The organism is Streptomyces sp. S465, assembly GCF_026898115.1.
GTDB lineage: Bacteria > Actinomycetota > Actinomycetes > Streptomycetales > Streptomycetaceae > Streptomyces > Streptomyces luomodiensis.
Window position 1 is genome coordinate 8,253,081 of record NZ_CP114036.1, and the last position, 21,219, is coordinate 8,274,299.

2 protein-coding genes are annotated in these 21,219 nt (G+C 70.9%); both read right to left on the reverse strand.

The genetic code is table 11. The annotated features are described in order from the left end of the window. Window positions 1–31: 31 nt before the first annotated feature. Window positions 32–6,289, reverse strand: a complete 6,258-nt coding sequence (locus N6H00_RS34870) for a type I polyketide synthase (protein ID WP_268975842.1) — start codon at window positions 6,287–6,289, stop codon at window positions 32–34. A gap of 38 nt (window positions 6,290–6,327) precedes the next feature. Continuing rightward, the gene (locus tag N6H00_RS34875; RefSeq protein WP_268975843.1) at window positions 6,328–20,952 is read right to left on the reverse strand and encodes a type I polyketide synthase; all 14,625 of its coding nucleotides are present in this window, start codon (window positions 20,950–20,952) and stop codon (window positions 6,328–6,330) included. Between the last annotated feature and the right edge of the window lie 267 nt (window positions 20,953–21,219).

Sequence of the window (21,219 nt, forward strand, 5' to 3'; positions counted from 1 at the left end):
GGCGGTCCGTCGAAGATCAGTGGGACGTGCCCTAACCCGCTTTGCCATCGAGGAAGTCGAAGATCTCCCGGGCGCTCGCCGCGTCGAGGTCCAGTGCGGTGTCGGTGGCCGGCCGGGTGGTGTCCAGCGTCGACATCCACTGCTTCAGCCGCGCCACCACGGCCGGTCGCCGCTCCTCGTCCTCGGCCAGCGCACGCAGCGTCACCTCGATGCCGTCCAGATCGGCCAGCGAGGGCCCGGTGTCCGCCGGGACCAACTGCGCCACCAGGTGATCGGCCAGCGCGTTCGGCGTGGGGTGGTCGAAGACCAGGGTGGCGGGCAGCCGCAGCCCGGTGGCGGCGGTGACGCGGTTGCGGAACTCGACGGCGGTGAGCGAGTCGAAGCCACCGTCCTTGAACGCCTGGGTCGGACTGACGTGCTCGGCGTCCGCGTGGCCGAGCACGGTGGCCGCCTGCGCCCGCACCAACTGGAGGACGGCCGCCCGACGCTCCTCGGGCGCCAGTGCGGCGACACGGTCGGCCCAGGTGCCGTCCTGGGCGGCCGCCTGGCCGGCGGTGGGCCGGGCGGCGCGCACCAGCGCGCGCAGCACCGGCGGCACGCTGCCGGAACGCCCGACGGTGGGCAGGTGGAGCTTGACCGGTGCGACGGCGCCGAGTCCGTGGCCGAGTGCGGTGTCGAACAGTGCGGTGCCTTCGGCGTCGGTGAGTCCGTGGATTCCGGCGCGGGTCATGCGGTCGTGGTCGGCCTGGGTGAGGTGGGCGGTCATGCCGCCTTCCCGCTGCCACCAGCCCCAGGCGAGCGAGGTGCCCGGCAGGCCCTGGCGGCGGCGGTGGGCGACCAGGGCGTCGAGGAAGCTGTTGGCGGCGGCGTAGTTGGCCTGCCCGGGGCTGCCCAGCACCGCGGCCGAGGAGGAGAAGACGACGAACAGGGCGAGATCCTGGTCGCGGGTGAGTTCGTGCAACCACCAGGCGGCGTCGGCCTTGGGTGCGAAGGTGGTGGTCAGTGCGTCGGGGTCGAGGTGGTCGAGGGTGGTGTCGGCGAGGGCTCCGGCGGTGTGGACAATGCCGGTGAGGGGGCCGATGTCGGCGATGAGTGCGGCGAGGGCGGTGCGGTCGGTGAGGTCGCAGGAGCGGACGCGGACGTGGGCGCCGAGGTCGGTGAGTTCGGTGACGAGTTCGGTGGCGCCGTCCGCGTCGGGTCCTTGGCGGCTGGCCAGGACGAGGTCGCGTACGCCGTGTTCGGTGACGAGGTGGCGGGCGATGAGGGAGCCGAGGCTGCCGGTGCCGCCGGTGATCAGCACGGTTCCGTCGGGGGTGTGCGGGATGGTGAGGACGACCTTGCCGACGTGGTGGGCCTGGGCCATGAACCGGAAGGCGTTCACCGCCTCCCGCACGTCCCAGCACCGCACCGGCGGCAAGCGCAGCGCGCCGCTGCCGAACAGCTCCACCAACTCGGCCAGCATGGTCGCGATCCGGTCGGCGCCGGCATCCCGTGCCAGATCGAACGCCTGGTACGTGACCCCCTCGGGCAGGTCAGCGGGGTCGCGGAGGTCGGTTTTGCCCATTTCGATGAAGCGTCCGCCTGGGGTGAGGAGGCGGAGGGAGGCGTCGATGAGGTCGTCGGTGAGGGAGTTGAGGATGACGTGGATGCCGTGGCCGTGGGTGGTGGTGCGGAAGGTGTTTTCGAAGTCGGGGGTGCGGGAGGAGGCGATGTGGTCGTCGTCGAGGCCCATGGCGCGTAGGTGGGGCCATTTGGCGGGGCTGGCGGTGGCGAAGACTTCGGCGCCGAGGTGTTGGGCGAGTTGGATGGCGGCGGTGCCGACGCCGCCGGTGCCGGCGTGGATCAGGACGCGTTCGCCGGGTTTGAGGGCGGCCAGGTCGTGCAGGCCGTAGTAGGCGGTGAGGAAGACGATGGGGAATGCGGCGGCCTGGGTGTGGGACCAGCCTGCTGGTATGGGGGTTACCATGCGCCGGTCGGCTATCGCGGTGTTGGTGAGTGCGTTGGGGAAGAGTCCGGTGACGTGGTCGCCGGGGGTGAGGTCGGTGACGTCGGGGCCGATGTCGAGGACGATGCCGGCGGCTTCGCTGCCCATGGTGGCCTGGCCGGGGTACATGCCCAGGGCGATCAGCACGTCGCGGAAGTTCAGACCGGCGGCTCGTACCGCTATCCGTACCTCACGTGGTCCCAGCGGACGTGTCGCCGAATCGGACGGGATCAGTGTGAGGTTTTCCAGTGTGCCGTGTTCGCTGGTGTCCAGGTGCCAGGCGTCGGTGTCGGCTGGTGGTGTGAGTGCTTCCGTCGCTGCTGTGGTGGTCAGTCGGGGGACGGTGATGGTGCCGTCGATGATGCGGGCCTGGGGTTCGCCGGAGGCGACGAGGGCGGGCAGGATCTCGCGGGAGGCGGGGTGGCCGTCGGTGTCAACCAGCACGATGCGGTCGGGGTGTTCGGTTTGGGCGGTGCGGAGTAGTCCCCAGACGGCTGCGCCGGCGAGGTCGTCGTGGGTGGCTTCGACGACGAGGGGGGTGGTGGTGTCGTGGGCCAGGTGGTGTTGGACGCGGGCCAGGGTCTCGGTGGTGATGCGGTGGGTGTCGGCCAGGACGTCGTCGCCGACCGTCGGCACCGCGTACCGCTCGAAGTCCACCGTGGTTGCGGTGCCGCCGCTGGACCACGGGAGCCAGTCCAGCGCGTACAGGTCGTCGGCCTCGCGGGGGCGGGCGCGCAACTGGGCAGGGTCGATCGGCCGCGTGGTGAGCGAGTCGACGGTGACGACCGGCTGACCGCTGGTGTCGGTGGCCGACAGCGACACCGCGCCGGTCTCGTCCGTCTCCAGTGCGACCCGGAGGTGGGTGGCGCCGGTGGCGTGGAGGGTGACGCCGGTCCAGGCGAAGGGCAGCCGGATCTCGTCCCCGTCGGAGTCCGCGACCAGCGCGTGGAGGGCGGCGTCGAGGAGTGCGGGGTGGATGCCGTAGCCGTTGGTGTCGCCGGCGTGGTCGGGGAGGTGGACGTCGGCGAGGAGTCGGTTGTCTTGGCGCCAGAGGGCTTGGAGGCCCTGGAAGGCGGGGCCGTATTCCAGTCCGGTGGTGGCGAGGTGGTGGTAGGTGTCGTGCAGGGGGATGGGTTCGGCGTTGGTGGGGGGCCAGGTTTCCGGGGTGCGGAGGGTGTGCTGGCGTTGGGTGAGGGTGCCGGTGGCGTGTTGGGTCCAGGGCTGGTCGGGGTCGGTGCGGGTGTGGATGGTGAGCGTGTGGGTGTTGTCGTTGTGGGTGGGGGTGGTGGTGATCTGGATGGTGGTGGGGTGGGTGAGGGTGATGGGGGTGTGGATGATGAGTTCGTCGAGGGTGGTGTGGTGGGTGTGGTCGCCGGCGTGGAGGGCCATGTCGACCAGTGCGGTGCCGGGGAGGAGTGGGGTGCCGTTGACGGCGTGGTCGGCGAGCCAGCCGTGCTGGGTGGGGCTGAGTCGACCGGTGAGGACGGTCTCGCCGGAGTGGGCGAGGGTGGTGGCGGCGCCGAGGAGCGGGTGGTCGGTTCGGCTGAGTCCGGCGCTTTCCACGTCGGCGTCAGCGGTTGTGTCGTTGAGCCAGTAGCGGGTGCGTTGGAAGGGGTAGGTGGGGAGGTTGGTGGTTTTGGTGGGTGGGATGAGGGTGTGCCAGGTGATGGGGTGGCCGTGGGTGTGGGCGTGGCCGAGTGCGGTGAGGAAGGCGTGGGTGTCGTCTTGGTTGTTGCGGAGGGTGTGGATGGTGGTGGTGTTGGGGTTGGTTTCTTGGATGCTGGGGGTGAGGGTGGGGTGGGGGCTGGTTTCGATGTAGGTGGTGTAGCCGTTGTGGGTGAGGTGTTCGATGGCGGGTTGGAAGAGGACGGGTTGGCGGAGGTTGCGGTACCAGTAGTCGGCGTTGAGGGTGGGGGTGGTGATCCAGGTGTTGTCGGTGGTGGAGTAGAGGGGTGTGGTGGGTGTTTGGGGGGTGATGGGGGCGAGGATTTCTTGGAGTTGGTGGTGGAGTTGGTCGATGTGGCCGGAGTGGCCGGCGAAGTCGACGCTGGGGAGTTGCCAGCGCATGATGTGGTGGTGGGCGAGTTGTTTGGTGAGGTGGTTGATGGCGTCGGGGTCGCCGGTGATGGTGGTGTTGTTGGGTGCGTTGTGGGCGGCGATCCAGATGCGGGTGTTCCAGTGGTCGGGGTTGGTGATGTTGCGGATGGTGTGGGGTGGTGCGAGGACGCTGATCATGGTGCCGTGGCCGGTGAGGGGGAGGAGTGCTTTGCTGCGGAGGGTGGTGATGCGGGCGGCGTCTTGGAGGGTGAGGGCTCCGGCGGTGTAGGCGGCGGCGATTTCGCCTTGGGAGTGGCCGATGATGGCGTCGGGGGTGAGGCCGTGGTGTTGCCAGAGGGTGGCGAGGGCGACCATGGTGGTGAAGAGGACGGGTTGGATGACGTCGACGCGGTTCCAGGTGGGGGCGTGGGGTTGTTGGGTGAGGATGTCGGTGACGGACCAGTCGATGTGTTCGGAGAGGGCTGTGTCGATTTCGTGGATGGTGTCGCGGTAGAGGGGTGAGGTTTCCCAGAGGCGTTGTCCCATGCCGATCCATTGGGAGCCTTGGCCGGGGAAGACGAGGACGGTTTTCCCACCGTCGGGAGTGTGTCCGGTGAGGTTGTCGAGTGCGGTGGCGAATTCTTCGCGGGTGGAGCCGACGAGGACGGCGCGGTGGGGGAGTGTGGTGGAGCGCTGGGTGATGAGGGTGTGTGCGATGTCGTGGACCGTGCCGGTGGTTTCCGTGACCAGTTGACGGGCCAGGTCTTTGAGCGCGGCCTCGTTCTGCGCGGAGAGCACCCACGGCACCGGACCGGACGGTTCCAGCACAAGCCCGGCGGGCTCGGAAGGCTCGGTGGGCTCGGCGGGCTCCGCCGGTTCGGGTGCGGGCGGCGCCTGCTCGAGGATGACATGCGCGTTGGTGCCGCTCACGCCGAACGACGACACTCCCGCGCGTCGGGGACGTTCGTCCGAGCCCGGCCAGTCCCGGGCCTGGGCCAGGAGTTCGACGGCGCCCGCCGACCAGTCGACCTCCGGAGTCGGCTCGTCGATGTGCAGGCTCTTGGGCATCACGCCGTGGCGCATGGCCATGACGGTCTTGATGACGCCGGCGACCCCGGCGGCGGCCTGGGTGTGCCCGATGTTCGACTTCAGCGACCCGAGCCACACCGGCCGGTCACGGTCCTGCCCGTACGTCGCCAGCACCGCCTGCGCCTCGATCGGATCGCCCAGCTTGGTGCCGGTGCCATGCGCCTCCACCACGTCCACGTCGGCCGCCATCAGTCGGGCGTCGGCGAGTGCGGCCCTGATGACCCGCTGCTGCGCGGGGCCGTTCGGCGCGGTGAGGCCGTTCGACGCGCCGTCCTGGTTGACGGCGGTGCCGCGTACCACGGCCAGCACCGGGTGCCCGAGCCGCTGGGCGTCGGACAGCCGCTCGACCAGCAGCAGGCCGACACCCTCGCTGAGTCCGGTGCCATCGGCCGACGTGGAGAACGCCTTGCAGCGGCCGTCCCTGGCGAGCCCGCGCTGCCGGCTCAGCTCGGAAAAGATCCGCGGCGTGGCGAACACGGTCACCCCGCCGGCGACCGCCAGTGGGCACTCGCCGGCCCGCAGCGCCCGTACCGCCAGGTGCAACGCGGTCAGCGACGAGGAGCAGGCGGTGTCGACCGACATCGCCGGTCCCTCGAACCCGAACGTGTACGACACCCGCCCGGACGCGACACTCGCCGCCTCCCCGTTGCCCGTGTAGCTCTCCAGCTCGCCGGGGATCCGCCGCACCCGCGTCGTATAGCTGTTGGCCATCAGGCCGGTGAACACGCCGGTGCGGCTGCCGCGGAGTGAGGCCGGGTCGATGCCGGCGCGTTCCAGCACCTCCCACGTGGTCTCCAGCAGCAGCCGCTGCTGCGGGTCCATGGCCAGTGCCTCGCGCGGCGAGATGCCGAAGAACGCCGGGTCGAACCCGGTGGCGTCCTTCAGGAAGCCACCCTCCCGCAGGTACGAGGTGCCCTCCTGGGCCGGGTCGGAGCCGAAGAAGCCCTCCAGATCCCAGCCCCGGTCGTCCGGGAAGCCGGAGATGGCGTCGGTGCCGGTCGACACCAACTCCCACAACGCCTCCGGTGAGGTCACGCCGCCGGGGAAGCGGCAGGCCATGCCGATGATCGCGATCGGCTCGGCGGACGCGGACTCGACCTCGGCGAGCCGCTCACGGGTCCGGTAGAGATCCGCCGTGACCCGCTTCAGGTAGTCGGCCAGGGTCTTCGAATCAGCCATGCGGTATCAACCTTTTGGGATGAGGGCGAGCCGAGCGGTCAGTTGGATGCGCGGCCGAATTCCTTGTCGATGAAGCTGAGCAGCTCCGATTCGGAGGCGTCCGCCAACCTGTCGAGAACCTGGTCGCCGCCCGCCGCGGCGGCCGGCGCCGTGGACGGCGCGTCGAGGCGGGCCAGGATGGAGCGCAACCGGACGGCGATCGCGGTGCCCATCTCGTCGTCCGGCCGGTTGTCGAACAACTGCCGTTCGAAACGCTCCAGCTCGCGCAGCATCTCCGGGGACGACGACCCGCCGTCGTCCAGCGGCCCGAGCTGCGTGAGCAGGTGACCGGTGAGCGCGTCCGGCGTGGGGTGGTCGAAGACCAGGGTGGCGGGCAGCCGCAGCCCGGTGGCGGTGGTGATCCGGTTGCGGAACTCCACGGCGGTGAGCGAGTCGAAACCGGTGTCCTTGAACGCCTGGGCGGGGTTGATCCGGTCGGCGTCGCTATGCCCGAGGACCCGCGCCGCCTGCTGGCGGACCAGGTCCAGCACCGCCCGGTCCCGCTCCTCCGGAGCCAGCGCGGAGATACGGTCCGCCCAGTTCTCGGCGGGGGCGGTCGCCTCACGGGCGGCAGGCCGGGCGGCGCGGACCAGCCCACGGAGCACGGCGGGCACCGTGTCGGCCCGATTGAGGGTGGGCAGGTGGAGCTTGACCGGTGCGACGGCGCCGAGTCCGTGGCCGAGTGCGGTGTCGAACAGTGCGGTGCCTTCGGCGTCGGTGAGTCCGTGGATTCCGGCGCGGGTCATGCGGTCGTGGTCGGCCTGGGTGAGGTGGGCGGTCATGCCGCCTTCCCGCTGCCACCAGCCCCAGGCGAGCGAGGTGCCCGGCAGGCCCTGGCGGCGGCGGTGGGTGACCAGGGCGTCGAGGAAGCTGTTGGCGGCGGCGTAGTTGGCCTGCCCCGCGTTGCCGAGCACACCGGCGACCGACGAGAAGACCACGAACAGTGCCAGGTCATGGCTCCGGGTGAGTTCGTGCAACCACCAGGCGGCGTCGGCTTTGGGTGCGAAGGTGGTGGTCAGTGCGTCGGGGTCGAGGTGGTCGAGGGTGGTGTCGGCGAGGGCTCCGGCGGTGTGGATGACGCCGGTGAGGGGGCCGATGTCGGCGATGAGTGCGGCGAGGGCGGTGCGGTCGGTGAGGTCGCAGGAGCGGACGCGGACGTGGGCGCCGAGGTCGGTGAGTTCGGTGGTGAGTTCGGTGGCGCCGTCCGCGTCGGGTCCTTGGCGGCTGGCCAGGACGAGGTCGCGTACGCCGTGTTCGGTGACGAGGTGGCGGGCGATGAGGGAGCCGAGGCTGCCGGTGCCGCCGGTGATGAGGACGGTTCCGTCGGGGGTGTGCGGGATGGTGAGGACGACCTTGCCGACGTGGTGGGCCTGGGCCATGAACCGGAAGGCGTTCACCGCCTCCCGCACGTCCCAGCACCGCACCGGAAGGCTCCGCAGCGCTCCCCGCTCGAACAACCCGGTCAGCTCCACCAGCATCGCGCCGATACGGTCCGGACCCGCGTCGTCGGCGATGTCGAACGCGCGGTACGTCACGCCCGGATGCGCCCGTGCCACTTCCGCGGGGTCGCGGAGGTCGGTTTTGCCCATTTCGATGAAGCGTCCGCCTGGGGTGAGGAGGCGGAGGGAGGCGTCGATGAGGTCGTCGGTGAGGGAGTTGAGGATGACGTGGATGCCGTGGTCGTGGGTGGTGGTGCGGAAGGTGTTTTCGAAGTCGGGGGTGCGGGAGGAGGCGATGTGGTCGTCGTCGAGGCCCATGGCGCGTAGGTGGGGCCATTTGGCGGGGCTGGCGGTGGCGAAGACTTCGGCGCCGAGGTGTTGGGCGAGTTGGATGGCGGCGGTGCCGACGCCGCCGGTGCCGGCGTGGATCAGGACGCGTTCGCCGGGTTTGAGGGCGGCCAGGTCGTGCAGGCCGTAGTAGGCGGTGAGGAAGACGATGGGGAATGCGGCGGCCTGGGTGTGGGACCAGCCTGCTGGTATGGGGGTTACCATGCGCCGGTCGGCTATCGCGGTGTTGGTGAGTGCGTTGGGGAAGAGTCCGGTGACGTGGTCGCCGGGGGTGAGGTCGGTGACGTCGGGGCCGATGTCGAGGACGATGCCGGCGGCTTCGCTGCCCATGGTGGCTTCGCCGGGGTACATGCCCAGGGCGATCAGCACGTCGCGGAAGTTCAGACCGGCGGCTCGTACCGCTATCCGTACCTCACGTGGTCCCAGCGGACGTGTCGCCGAATCGGACGGGACCAGTGTGAGGTTTTCCAGCGTGCCGTGTTCGCTGGTGTCCAGGTGCCAGGCGTCGGTGTCGGCTGGTGGTGTGAGCGCGTCCGCCGCGGCGGTGGTGGTCAGTCGGGGGACGGTGATGGTGCCGTCGATGATGCGGGCCTGGGGTTCGCCGGAGGCGACGAGGGCGGGCAGGATCTCGCGGGAGGCGGGGTGGCCGTCGGTGTCAACCAGCACGATGCGGTCGGGGTGTTCGGTTTGGGCGGTGCGGAGTAGTCCCCAGACGGCTGCGCCGGCGAGGTCGTCGTGGGTGGCTTCGACGACGAGGGGTGTGGTGGTGTTCTGGGCCAGGTGGTGTTGGACGTGGGCCAGGGCCTCGGCGGTGATGCGGTGGGTGTCGGCCAGAACATCGTCGCCGACCGTCGGCACCGCGTACCGCTCGAACTCCGGGTCGGTCGCGGAAACGGCCGGGGTGTACGGGACCCAGCCCAGACCGTACAGGTCGTCCGTCCCGGGCCGGGCACCGCGGAGATGATCGAGGGCGAGCGGCCGGGTGACCAGCGAGTCGATGGTGATGACGGGCTGGCCGGTGGTGTCGGTGGCCAGCAGGCGGATGGCGCCGGTGTCGTCGATGTCCAGTCGGACCCGGAGGTGGGTGGCGCCGGTGGCGTGGACGGTGACACCGGAGAAGGAGAACGGCAGGTGGATGTCGCCGTCCTCGTCTTGTGCGGCGATCACCGCGGCGGGGTGTAGGGCGGCGTCGAGGAGTGCGGGGTGTAGGGGGTGGCCGGTGGTGGTGCCTGCGGCGGTGGGGAGTTGGATGTCGGCGTAGAGGGTGTTGTGGTGGTGGTGGAGGGTGCGGAGTCCTTGGAAGGCGGGGCCGTAGTGGAGTCCGGTGGTGGCGAGTTGTTGGTAGGCGTTGGTGAGGTCGATGGGGTGGGCGTCGGTTGGTGGTTGGGTGTTGTGGTGTGTGGGTGTGGGTGGGGTGTGGCGGCTGAGGGTGCCGGTGGCGTGGCGGGTCCAGGTGCCGTTGGTGTTGCGGCTGTGGAGGGCGAGGGGGCGGTGGCCGGTGGTGGTTTCGGGGGCTACGGTGATTTGGATGGGGGTGGGGTGGGTGAGGGTGAGGGGGGTGTGGATGACGAGTTCGTCGAGGGTGGTGTGGTCGGTTTCGTCGCCGGCTTGGATGGCCATGTCGAGGAGTGCTGTGCCGGGGACGATGATGGTGTCGCCGACGGTGTGGTCGGTGAGCCAGGGGTGGGTGGTGGTGGAGAGTCGGCCGGTGAGGATGAGTTCGCCGGTGTCGGCCACGGTGGTCTTGGCGCCTAGTAGGGGGTGGTTCGTTGTGTCCAGGCCGGCTCCGGTCACCTCGGTGCCCCCGCCCGCGGCATCGTGCAGCCAGAACCGTTCGCGCTGGAACGGGTAGGTCGGCAGCTCCACGCGTCGGCCCCGGGGGACCACGGCGGACCAGTCGAGCTCCACACCGCTGGCGTGGACCTGCCCGGCGGCAGCGAGCACGCTGTGGACCTCGTTGTGGTTGCGGCGGGTGGTGGGGATGAGGTGGGTGGTGGTGGGGAGGGTGGTGCGGGCGAGGGTGGTGAGGGTGGCGTCGGGGCCGATTTCGAGGTAGGTGGTGATGTGGTGGTGGTGGTGGAGGTGGTGGAGGGTGTCGGTGTAGCGGACGGGTGCGGTGATGTGGTGGGTCCAGTGGGTGGTGTCGGGGTGGGTGGGTGTTGCGGTGAGCATGCTGATGAGGGGGGTGTGTGGGGGGTGGTGGGTGAGGGTGTTGAGGGTGGTGGTGAAGGGGGTGAGGATGGGTTGCATGAGGGGGGAGTGGAAGGCGTGGCTGACGTTGAGCCAGTTGGTTTTGACGTCGAGTTGGGTGGCGATGTGGTGGAGGGTGGTGTGGTCGCCGGAGAGGACGGTGGTGTGGGGGCCGTTGATGGCGGCGATGGAGATGGTGTTTTTGTGGGCGGTGAGGTGGGGTTGGAGGGTGTGGGGGTCGGTGGCGATGGCGAGCATGGCGCCGCCGGGTGGGAGGTTTTGCATGAGGGTGGCGCGTGTGGTGATCAGGTGGATGGCGTCGGGGAGGGTGAGGGCGCCGGTGATGTGGGCGGCGGTGATTTCTCCGAGGGAGTGGCCGCAGACGGCGTCGGGTTGGAGGCCCCAGGTTTGCCAGAGTCGGTAGAGGGCGGTTTCGAAGGCGAAGAGGGCGATTTGTGCGTGGTCGGTGCGGTGGAGTGTGTCGGCTTGGTCGGGGTTGAACATGACGTCGCGTAGTTCGGGGCCGGTGAGTTCGAGGATGTCGTCCAGTGCTTCGGCGAAGGCGGGGAAGTGTTCGTAGAGTTGTCGGCCCATGCCGGGGCGTTGGGAGCCCTGCCCGGTGAACATCACCGCCAGCGGCCCGCCGTCCCCGGTGCCCGGCGTCACGTCGGCCAGCCCGGCCGTGAAGTCCTGCACCGTCTCCCCGACGACCACCGCGCGGTGCGGCAGGACCGCCCGGGTGGTGATGAGTGAGTGCGCCACATCATGGACGGACACCTCCTCGCCCTCGACCAGCGCCGCCAGCCGCTGTGCCGACTCCCGCAGGGCGGGTTCGGTGTGTGCGGAGAGTATCCAGGGCACGGGTCCGGTCGGGGGTGTGGGTGAGGTGTCGGGTTCTGGTGTGGTGGCTTCCGGTGTGTCGGGTTCTGGTGTGGTGGCTTCGGGTGTGGTGGGGGCTTGTTCGAGGATGACGTGGGCGTTCGTGCCGCTGACGCCGAAGGAGGAGATGCCCGCGCGGCGGGGGTGGTGGTCGGTGGTGGGCCAGTCGCGGGGTTCGGTGAGGAGTTCGACGGTGCCGGCGGTCCAGTCGACTTCGGGGGTCGGTTCGTCGATGTGCAGGGTTTTGGGCATCACGCCGTGGCGCATGGCCATGACGGTTTTGATGATGCCGGCCACTCCGGCGGCGGCTTGGGTGTGGCCGATGTTGGACTTCAGCGAGCCCATCCACAGCGGCTGCTCCCGGTCTTGCCCATAGGTGGCGATGAGGGCTTGGGCTTCGATCGGGTCGCCGAGTTTGGTGCCGGTGCCGTGGGCTTCGATGAGGTCGATGTCGGTGGGGGTGAGGTGGGCGTTGGTGAGGGCGTCGCGGATGACGCGTTGTTGTGAGGGGCCGTTGGGGGCGGTGAGGCCGTTGGAGGCGCCGTCCTGGTTGACGGCGGTGCCGCGTACCACGGCGAGTATCGGGTGTTCGAGGCGTTGGGCGTCGGAGAGTCGTTCGATGAGGAGGAGGCCGATGCCTTCGGCCATGCCGAAGCCGTTGGCGTTGGCGGCGAAGGCTTTGCAGCGGCCGTCGTCGGCGAGGCCGCGTTGTCGGCTGAACTCGATGAACGGTGCGACCGATGCGAGGACGGTGACGCCGCCGGTGACGGCGAGGGTGCATTCGCCGGAGCGCAGTGCTTGGACGGCGAGGTGCAGGGCGACCAGGGAGGAGGAGCAGGCGGTGTCCAGGGAGACGGCCGGTCCCTCGAAGCCGAAGGTGTAGGAGACCCGGCCCGAGGCCACGCTCGCCGCGCTGCCGTTGGCCACGTAGCCTTCGAGCTCGGCCGGCGCGCTGCCTCGCAGGGCAACGTAATTACTGGCCATGATGCCGGTGAAGACGCCGGTGCGGCTGCCGCGCAGTGAGGTGGGGTCGATACCGGCGCGTTCCAGGAGCTCCCAGGTGGTCTCCAGCAGCAGTCGTTGCTGCGGGTCCATGGCCAGCGCCTCACGCGGGGAGATGCCGAACGCGTCCGGGTCGAAGTCGCCGGCGCTGTCCAGGAAGCCACCGTGGCGGGTGTAGGTGGTGCCGGGGTGGTCCGGGTCGGGGTCGTACAGGCTGTCCAGGTCCCAGCCACGGTCGGTGGGGAATGTGGTGATGGCGTCGCCGCCGGTGCTGATCAGGCGCCACAGGTCCTCGGGGGAGTCGACGCCGCCGGGCAGCCGGCAGGCCATCCCCACGATCGCGATCGGCTCCGCGTCTCCGGCCACGGCGGCCCTCGGCCGTGCGGTGTCCGCTGCCGAACCGAGCAACAGCTCGGCCGCCGCCGCGCAGGTGGGGTAGTCGAAGATCAGCGTGGCCGGTAGCCGCAGCCCCGTCGCCGCCGACAGCCGGTTGCGGAACTCCACGGCGGTCAGGGAGTCGAACCCGAGGTCCTTGAAGACCTGACGCGCTCCGATCGCGGTGGCGTCGGCATGCCCGAGCACGGCCGCGGCCTGCTCCCGGACCATGTCGACGGCCACCCGCTCTCGCTCCTGCCGCGTCATCCCGGCCAGCCGGTCGCGCCAGGTCCCGGCGGCCTCGTCGCTGCTCGCGGTCGCCCGGGGCTTGCGCACCAGGCCGCGCAACACGGTCGGTGTCACCGGTGCGGCGCGGAGCGCCACCAGGTCGAACGTGGCCGTGACCACGCTCCCGGCGTCCGTGGCCAGCGCGGCGTCGAACAGGGCCAGCCCCTCGGTGTCGGCCAGCGGCCGGAGCCCGTCGCGGGCCAGTCGGTCGTGGTCCGCGCGGGTGAGGTGGCGGGTCAGACCGGTGGTGCGTTCCCACGAACCCCAGGCCAGAGAGGTACCCGGGAGACCGCGGCGGCGACGGTGGGTGATCAGGCCGTCGAGGAAGCTGTTGGCGGCGGCGTAGTTGGCCTGCCCCGCGTTGCCGAGCACACCGGCGACCGACGAGAAGACCACGAACATGGCCAAGCCGTGATCCGCCGTCAGTTCGTGCAACCACCAGGCGGCGTCGGCCTTCGGTGCGAACGTGGTGGCCAGCGCGTCGGCGTCCAGGTGGTCGACGGTGGCGTCGGCCAGCACCCCGGCCGTGTGCACCACGCCCGTCAGCGGACCGACCTCGTTGACGAGTGTGGCGAGGGCGGTGCGGTCGGTGAGGTCGCAGGAGCGGACGCGGACGTGGGCGCCGAGGTCGGTGAGTTCGGTGGTGAGTTCGGTGGCGCCGTCCGCGTCGGGTCCCTGGCGGCTGGCCAGGACCAGGTCGCGGACGCCGTGGGTGGCGACCAGGTGACGGGCGACCAGTGAGCCCAGACCGCCGGTGCCGCCGGTGATCAGCACGGGGCCCGAGGAGAGGTCGGGCCGCTCGTCGGGGGACGCCCCGGTGTCCACCGGCCCGCGTGTCAGCCGGGGGAGAGTGATGGCGCCGTCGCGGATACGGGCCTGGGGTTCGCCGGAGGCTACGAGGGCGGGCAGGGCCTCGCGGGAGGCGGGGTGGTGGTCGGTGTCGACCAGCACGATGCGGTTGGGGTGTTCGGTTTGGGCGGTGCGGAGTAGTCCCCAGACGGCTGCGCCGGCAAGGTCGTCGTGGGTGGCTTCGACCACGAGGGGGGTGGTGGTGTTCTGGGCCAGGTGGTGTCGGACGCGGGCCAGGGCCTCGGTGGTGATGCGGTGGGTGTCGGCCAGGACATCGTCCCCGACCGCCGGTACGGTGTACCGCTCGAACTCCTCCGTGACGGCGCTCGCGTCCAGCGCGCGGGCGATCCATGCCAGGTCGTAGAGCTGGTGGGCGCCGGTGCTCCCGGCACGGAGCTGGACCGCATCCACCGGCCGCGTCACCAGGGAGTCGATCGAGACGACGGGTTGTCCCGTGGTGTCCCGCGCCAACAACCGGATCGCGCCGTCGTCGTCGATGTCCAGCTCGACCCGCAGCTTGGTCGCTCCGGTGGCGTGGAGGGTGACGCCGGTCCAGACGAAGGGGAGTCGGGTGTCGGTGTGGTTCTGTGCGACGGTGGCGGCGTGGAGGGCGGCGTCGAGGAGTGCGGGGTGGATGCCGTAGCCGTTGGTGTCGCCGGCGTGGTCGGGGAGGTGGACGTCGGCGAGGAGTCGGTTGTCTTGGCGCCAGAGGGCTTGGAGGCCCTGGAAGGCGGGGCCGTATTCCAGTCCGGTGGTGGCGAGGTGGTGGTAGGCCCCGTCCAGGTCGATGGGTTCGGCGTTGGTGGGGGGCCAGGTGGCTTGGGGGGTGGGGGGTGTGGTGTGGGTGCGGGTGAGGGTGCCGGTGGCGTGTTGGGTCCAGGGTTGGTCGGGGTCGGTGCGGGTGTGGATGGTGAGCGTGTGGGTGTTGTCGTTGTGGGTGGGGGTGGTGGTGATCTGGATGGTGGTGGGGTGGGTGAGGGTGATGGGGGTGTGGATGATGAGTTCGTCGAGGGTGGTGTGGTGGGTGTGGTCGCCGGCGTGGAGGGCCATGTCGACCAGTGCGGTGCCGGGGAGGAGCGGGGTGCCGCTGACGGCGTGGTCGGCGGTCCAGGGGTGGTGGGCCGGGTTGAGGTGTCCGGTGAAGATGGTGGCGCCGGTGTCGGCGACCGTTGTGGTGGCGCCGAGCAGTGCGTGGTCGGCCTGGCTCAGACCGGCGCTTTCCACCTGTGCGTCAGCGGTTGTGTCGTTGAGCCAGTAGCGGGTGCGTTGGAAGGGGTAGGTGGGGAGGTTGGTGGTTTTGGTGGGTGGGATGAGGGTGTGCCAGGTGATGGGGTGGCCGTGGGTGTGGGCGTGGCCGAGTGCGGTGAGGAAGGCGTGGGTGTCGTCTTGGTTGTTGCGGAGGGTGTGGATGGTGGTGGTGTTGGGGTTGGTTTCTTGGATGCTGGGGGTGAGGGTGGGGTGGGGGCTGGTTTCGATGTAGGTGGTGTAGCCGTTGTGGGTGAGGTGTTCGATGGCGGGTTGGAAGAGGACGGGTTGGCGGAGGTTGCGGTACCAGTAGTCGGCGTTGAGGGTGGGGGTGGTGATCCAGGTGTTGTCGGTGGTGGAGTAGAGGGGTGTGGTGGGTGTTTGGGGGGTGATGGGGGCGAGGATTTCTTGGAGTTGGTGGTGGAGTTGGTCGATGTGGCCGGAGTGGCCGGCGAAGTCGACGCTGGGGAGTTGCCAGCGCATGATGTGGTGGTGGGCGAGTTGTTTGGTGAGGTGGTTGATGGCGTCGGGGTCGCCGGTGATGGTGGTGTTGTTGGGTGCGTTGTGGGCGGCGATCCAGATGCGGGTGTTCCAGTGGTCGGGGTTGGTGATGTTGCGGATGGTGTGGGGTGGTGCGAGGACGCTGATCATGGTGCCGTGGCCGGTGAGGGGGAGGAGTGCTTTGCTGCGGAGGGTGGTGATGCGGGCGGCGTCTTGGAGGGTGAGGGCTCCGGCGGTGTAGGCGGCGGCGATTTCGCCTTGGGAGTGGCCGATGATGGCGTCGGGGGTGAGGCCGTGGTGTTGCCAGAGGGTGGCGAGGGCGACCATGGTGGTGAAGAGGACGGGTTGGATGACGTCGACGCGGTTCCAGGTGGGGGCGTGGGGTTGTTGGGTGAGGATGTCGGTGACGGACCAGTCGATGTGTTCGGAGAGGGCTGTGTCGATTTCGTGGATGGTGTCGCGGTAGAGGGGTGAGGTTTCCCAGAGGCGTTGTCCCATGCCGATCCATTGGGAGCCTTGGCCGGGGAAGACGAGGACGGTTTTCCCGCCGTCGGGAGTGTGTCCGGTGAGGTTGTCGAGTGCGGTGGCGAATTCCTCGCGGGTGGAGCCCACGACCACGGCACGGTGCGGCAGCCCGGCTCGCGTGCGGATCAATGAATGGGCGATGTCCCGTACCGAGCCGTCCACGGTGGCCAGTTGACGGGCCAGGTCTTTGAGCGCGGCCTCGTTCTGCGCGGAGAGCACCCACGGCACCGGACCGGACGGTTCCAGCACAAGCCCGGCGGGCTCGGAAGGCTCGGTGGGCTCGACGGGCTCCGCCGGTTCGGGTGCGGGCGGCGCCTGCTCGAGGATGACATGCGCGTTGGTGCCGCTCACGCCGAACGACGACACCCCCGCGCGCCGGGGACGTTCGTCCGAGCCCGGCCAGTCCCGGGCCTGGGCCAGCAGTTCGACGGCGCCCGCCGACCAGTCGACCTCCGGAGTCGGCTCGTCGATGTGCAGGCTCTTGGGCATCACCCCGTGCCGCATCGACAGGACTGCCTTCATCACGCCGGCGACCCCGGCGGCGGCCTGGGTGTGGCCGATGTTCGACTTCAGCGAGCCCATCCACACCGGCTGGTCGCGGTCCTGCCCGTAGGCCGCCAGCACCGCCTGCGCTTCGATCGGGTCGCCGAGTTTGGTGCCGGTGCCGTGGGCTTCGATGAGGTCGATGTCGGTGGGGGTGAGGTGGGCGTTGGTGAGGGCGTCGCGGATGACGCGTTGTTGGGAGGGGCCGTTGGGGGCGGTGAGGCCGTTGGAGGCGCCGTCCTGGTTGACGGCGGTGCCGCGTACCACGGCGAGTATCGGGTGTCCGAGGCGTTGGGCGTCGGAGAGTCGTTCGATGAGGAGGACTCCGGCGCCTTCGGACCAGGCGGCGCCGTCGGCGGTGGCGGCGAAGGATTTGCAGCGTCCGTCGGGGGAGAGGCCGCGTTGGCGGCTGAACTCGATGTAGGAGGAGGGGGAGGCCATGACGGTGACGCCGCCGGCGACGGCGAGGGTGCATTCGCCGGAGCGCAGGGCCTGGACGGCGAGGTGCAGGGCGACCAGGGAGGAGGAGCAGGCGGTGTCGACCGACACGGACGGGCCCTCGAACCCGAACGTGTACGACACCCGGCCCGACACCACGCTCCCCGAGCCACCACTGCTCAGGTAGCCCTCCAGCTCCGGCGGCACGGTCCGCAGGCGGGAGATGTAGTCGTGGTACATGACGCCGGCGAAGACGCCGGTGCGGCTGCCGCGGAGTGAGGTGGGGTCGATGCCGGCGCGTTCCAGGACCTCCCAGGTGGTCTCCAGCAGCAGCCGCTGCTGCGGGTCCATGGCCAGTGCCTCGCGGGGGGAGATGCCGAACAGGGCGGCGTCGAAGTCGCCCGCGCCGTGCAGGAAGCCGCCTTCGCGGACGTAGGAGGTGCCGGGGTGGTCCGGGTCCGGGTGGTAGAGGTGGTCCAGGTCCCAGCCACGATCGGTCGGGAAGCCGGAGATGCCGTCGCCCCCGGAGGACAACAGGTCCCACAGCCCCTCGGGCGAGGTCACGCCGCCCGGCAGCCGGCAGGCCATGCCGACGATCGCGATCGGCTCACCGGATGGAGCGGCGGCGTCCGCGGGCTCCGTGTCGGGGCCCGCCGCGGACGCGTCGCCGAACAGGCGGCCGTTGAGGTAGGCCGCCAACGCGTCGGGGTTGGGGTAGTCGAAGGCGAGCGTGGCGGGCAGCGCCAGCCCGGTCGCCGCCGTCAGCCGACCGCGCAGCTCCACGGCGCTGGTCGACGTCATGCCGATGTCGCGGAACGACTGCCGGCCGTGCACCGGCCGGCCGCCGGTGATCACGCCGACCTCGGACAGCACCAGGTCGAGCAGGGCCCGGTCGCGCTCCGCCTCGGGGAGCTGGGCCAGCCGCCCGGCGGCGCCGGTGTCCACGGTCGATGCGGCCAGCTCGTGCCGCATCGCCAGCACCGACGCGTCGTCCACCGTGGTCGCCGCGTCGAACAGGGCGAGCCTCTCCCGGGGCGTCAGTTCCTCGCGCGGCCCCCAGCCGAGGGCCAGCGCGGGAAGTCCCCGGGCGTGCCGACGGTTGGCCACCGCCTGGAAGACCGCGTGAGCCGGACCGTTGTCGATCGGTGCGGACAGTACGAACAACGACGGGGGCGCCTCCTGGGTGAGCTCGTCCAGGGCCAGCGCGTCCTGGAGCGGGCCGAGTTCGACCTCGCCGGCGAGCGTGGTCGGCAGCGTCTCGGGACCGGCCACCTGGAGCACGGCCGTGATCGGCGGCCCGGCCGCCCGGAACGCCGCCGCCAGCGATGCCCGGTCACCGGGCTCGCGGACCAACTGGGTTACGGTCGCGCCCAGTTCGGTCAGCCGGGCGGCCAAGTCCGGTACGCCCGTGCGGGCGAGCAGCCGCACATGCCGTACGCCGTACGCGGCGACCAGGTGCCCGGCGACTTCGGCGGCCTGCTCCTGGTCCGCGCCGGAGACCAGCACGGTGCCGCCCGGGTCCGGCCGGCTCACCCGCTGCCCGCTCCCCGCACGGGCCAGCCGGGGAACGAGCACCTCGCCGCCGCGTACCAGCGCCCGCGGCTGCCCGGACACCAGGGCGGCCGACACGGCGGCGGTCGCCTCGCCGCCGTCGGCGTCCACCAGCACCAGCGTGTCGTCCGGCGCATCCGCCCGCATGGACTCCACCAGTCCCCAGGCCGCGGCCTGCGCCGGGTCGCGGTCCACGCCATGGGTCAGCACGGCGACCCGGCCGGACTGGTCGGCCAGCCCGGCCCGCACCGCGCGCAGCACGTCGTCGAGGGAGCCGGACGGGCAGTCCACGACCGCCGCCCCGGGCGCGCCGGGGTCCGCCGGCGTGTCGGGCAATGCTGGGCGGCCCGGCAGGGTCGGCGCGTTGGACACTGCCGGGTGGTTCGGCAGAGTCGGCGCGTTGGACACTGCCAGCCGGTCCGGCAGAGTCGGCGCGTCGGGCAGGTCCGGGGCCCCGGGGCGGGTGGGGGTCTCCGGCAGGTCCGGGACGCCGAGCGGCTCGGCGGTGTTCCGCGGGCTCGGCGCGTCCGTCGGTTTGGCGGTGTTTCGCGGGCTCGGCGCGTCCGTCGGTTTGGCGGTGTTTCGCGGGCCCGGCGCGTCCGTCGGCTCGGTGGTGTCCCGTAGGCCCGGCGCGTCCGTCGGCGCGGTCGAGTCCGGGTCCCCCGAGAGGGCTGGTGTGTCCGGGCCCTCCGATAGGGCTGGCGTGTCCGGGTCCTCCGAGAGGGCCGGCGTGTCCGGTCCGTCCGCTGGGGCCGGACGGCCGTCGGTGAGCGGCGTGCCGCCCTCCGCGGGCGCCACGCCGCCATCGGACCGGTGCGCGGAGCCCGCCTGGCCGCCGTCGCCCGGCCCGGGGTCCGTCGACAGCGGCGTCCACTCCACGCGGAACAGCGACTCGAACGACCCGGCGCTCACCGCCCGCAGCCGGGCCGGGCTCTGCGCCAGCGCGTGCCGCTTGATCTTCCCGGACCCGGTGCGCGGTATCGAGCCGATCTCGTACAGCTCCTCCGGCACCTTGAAGTACGCCAGGTGCTCGCGGCAGGCGGCGAACACCTGGTCCGGGTCGAAGCCGTCCGCGGCCGGTACGAGGTAGGCGACCGGCACCTCACCGAGGGCGGGACGGGCCGAGCCGACGACCGCCGCGTCGGCCACGCCCGGTACGCGCAGCAGCACCTGCTCCACCTCGGTCGGGTGGATGTTCTCCCCGCTGCGGATGATCAGCTCGCTGAGCCGGCCGGTGATGGTGTGGTAGCCGAGGTCGTCGCGGCGGCCGAGGTCGCCGGTGCGGTACCAGCCGCGGGGCAGCGCCGCCTCGGTCGCCTCCGGCTGGTTGTAGTAGCCGACCATCAGGCTGGGCCCGCCGACCCAGATCTCGCCTTCCTCGCCGGTCTCGACGTTCTCGTGGGTCTCCGGATCGACGATCCGTACGGTCAGGCCGGGCACCGGCAGTCCGCAGGAGCCCTCGACCTGGGTTCCGTTCGGCCAGTTGGCGGTGATCAGGCCGCATGTCTCGGTGCTGCCGTAGCAGTCGAGCAGCGGGACGCCGAAGGTCTCCTGGAACTCCGCGCGCAGCGTCGCGGTGCTGATCGCGCCGGCCGACAGGCACACCCGCAGGTTCGGCAGCGACAGGTCGCCGTCCCGGGCGGCGTCCAGCAGGTAGTGGTACATGGTCGGCACACCGGCCAGGAAGGTGAACTCCTCGGTGCGCAGCGTGCGCAGCAGCTCCTCGGCGTCGAACGCCTCGGTGATCCGCGCGGTCGCGCCGACCGCGGTCACGCTGAGCACGCAGTAGATGTGCGCCAGGCTGTGGAACAGCGGCACCGGCCACAGCACCCGGTCGCTCTCGGAGAGCCCCAGCACACCGGCGGACGAGGCGGCCACCGACCACAGGCAGCTGCGCTGGGTGGACAGCACGCCCTTGGGGCGGCCGGTGGTGCCGGAGGTGTAGAGCATCCAGGCGATGTCGTCCAGCCCGAGGTCGTCGCGGGCGGGCTGCTGCGGTTCGGTCTCGGCGAGCGCCTCGAACGACACCGCGCCGCTCTCCTCGTCACCGGTCACCACCACGGTCAGGTGCGGCCGTTCGGCCTGGAGCCGGCGCACCTGGGGCAGCCGGGTGTGGTCGGTGACGATGACCCGGGCCGCGCTGTCGTCGAGCAGGTAGGCGAGCTCGGCGCTGGAGGAGTGCGGATTGACGGGCACGCCGATCGCGCCGGCGCGCACGATGGCCAGGTAGCTCTCGATGGTCTCGACGCAGTTGCCCAGGTAGATGGCGGCCCGGTCACCGGGCATCAGCCGCAGCTGCGCGAGGTGTCCGGCCAGCCGGCGGGTGCGGGCCTCCAGCTGGGCGTAGCTGACGCCACGCCTGGAGTCGGCGAACGCGGTCTGGGTTCCCCTGCGGGCCGCGTGCGCCTTCAGCAGTTCGGGCAACGGCCGGATCAGCTCGCGACGGAGCATGCCACCACACCTCTCGGTCGTACCGGTCGTCCCGGTCGGCCGGCGCTCCGCTGGCGGTGCCCGCCGACCGGCGGACGTCAATCCCCGGCTTATTCCAAAGGCCGTGTCCGTAAAAGCGGCCAGCAGTCGGCACATTAACCAAGCGGAGGTCCGGAACACCCCCCCTAGCCGCCCCCTAGTGGTCACTATTTTCTTGTACTCACTGGTCGCCACCGCGGCCCGGTCGGGGCGCAGTGTAGCTTTTTTGACGGGCCGCAAGAATGGCTC

Bases quoted from the DNA above. Each gene is read 5' to 3' on its own strand.
- N6H00_RS34870 (WP_268975842.1), bottom strand. From the start codon at position 6,289: ATGGCTGATTCGAAGACCCTGGCCGACTACCTGAAGCGGGTCACGGCG.
- N6H00_RS34875 (WP_268975843.1), bottom strand. From the start codon at position 20,952: ATGCTCCGTCGCGAGCTGATCCGGCCGTTGCCCGAACTGCTGAAGGCG.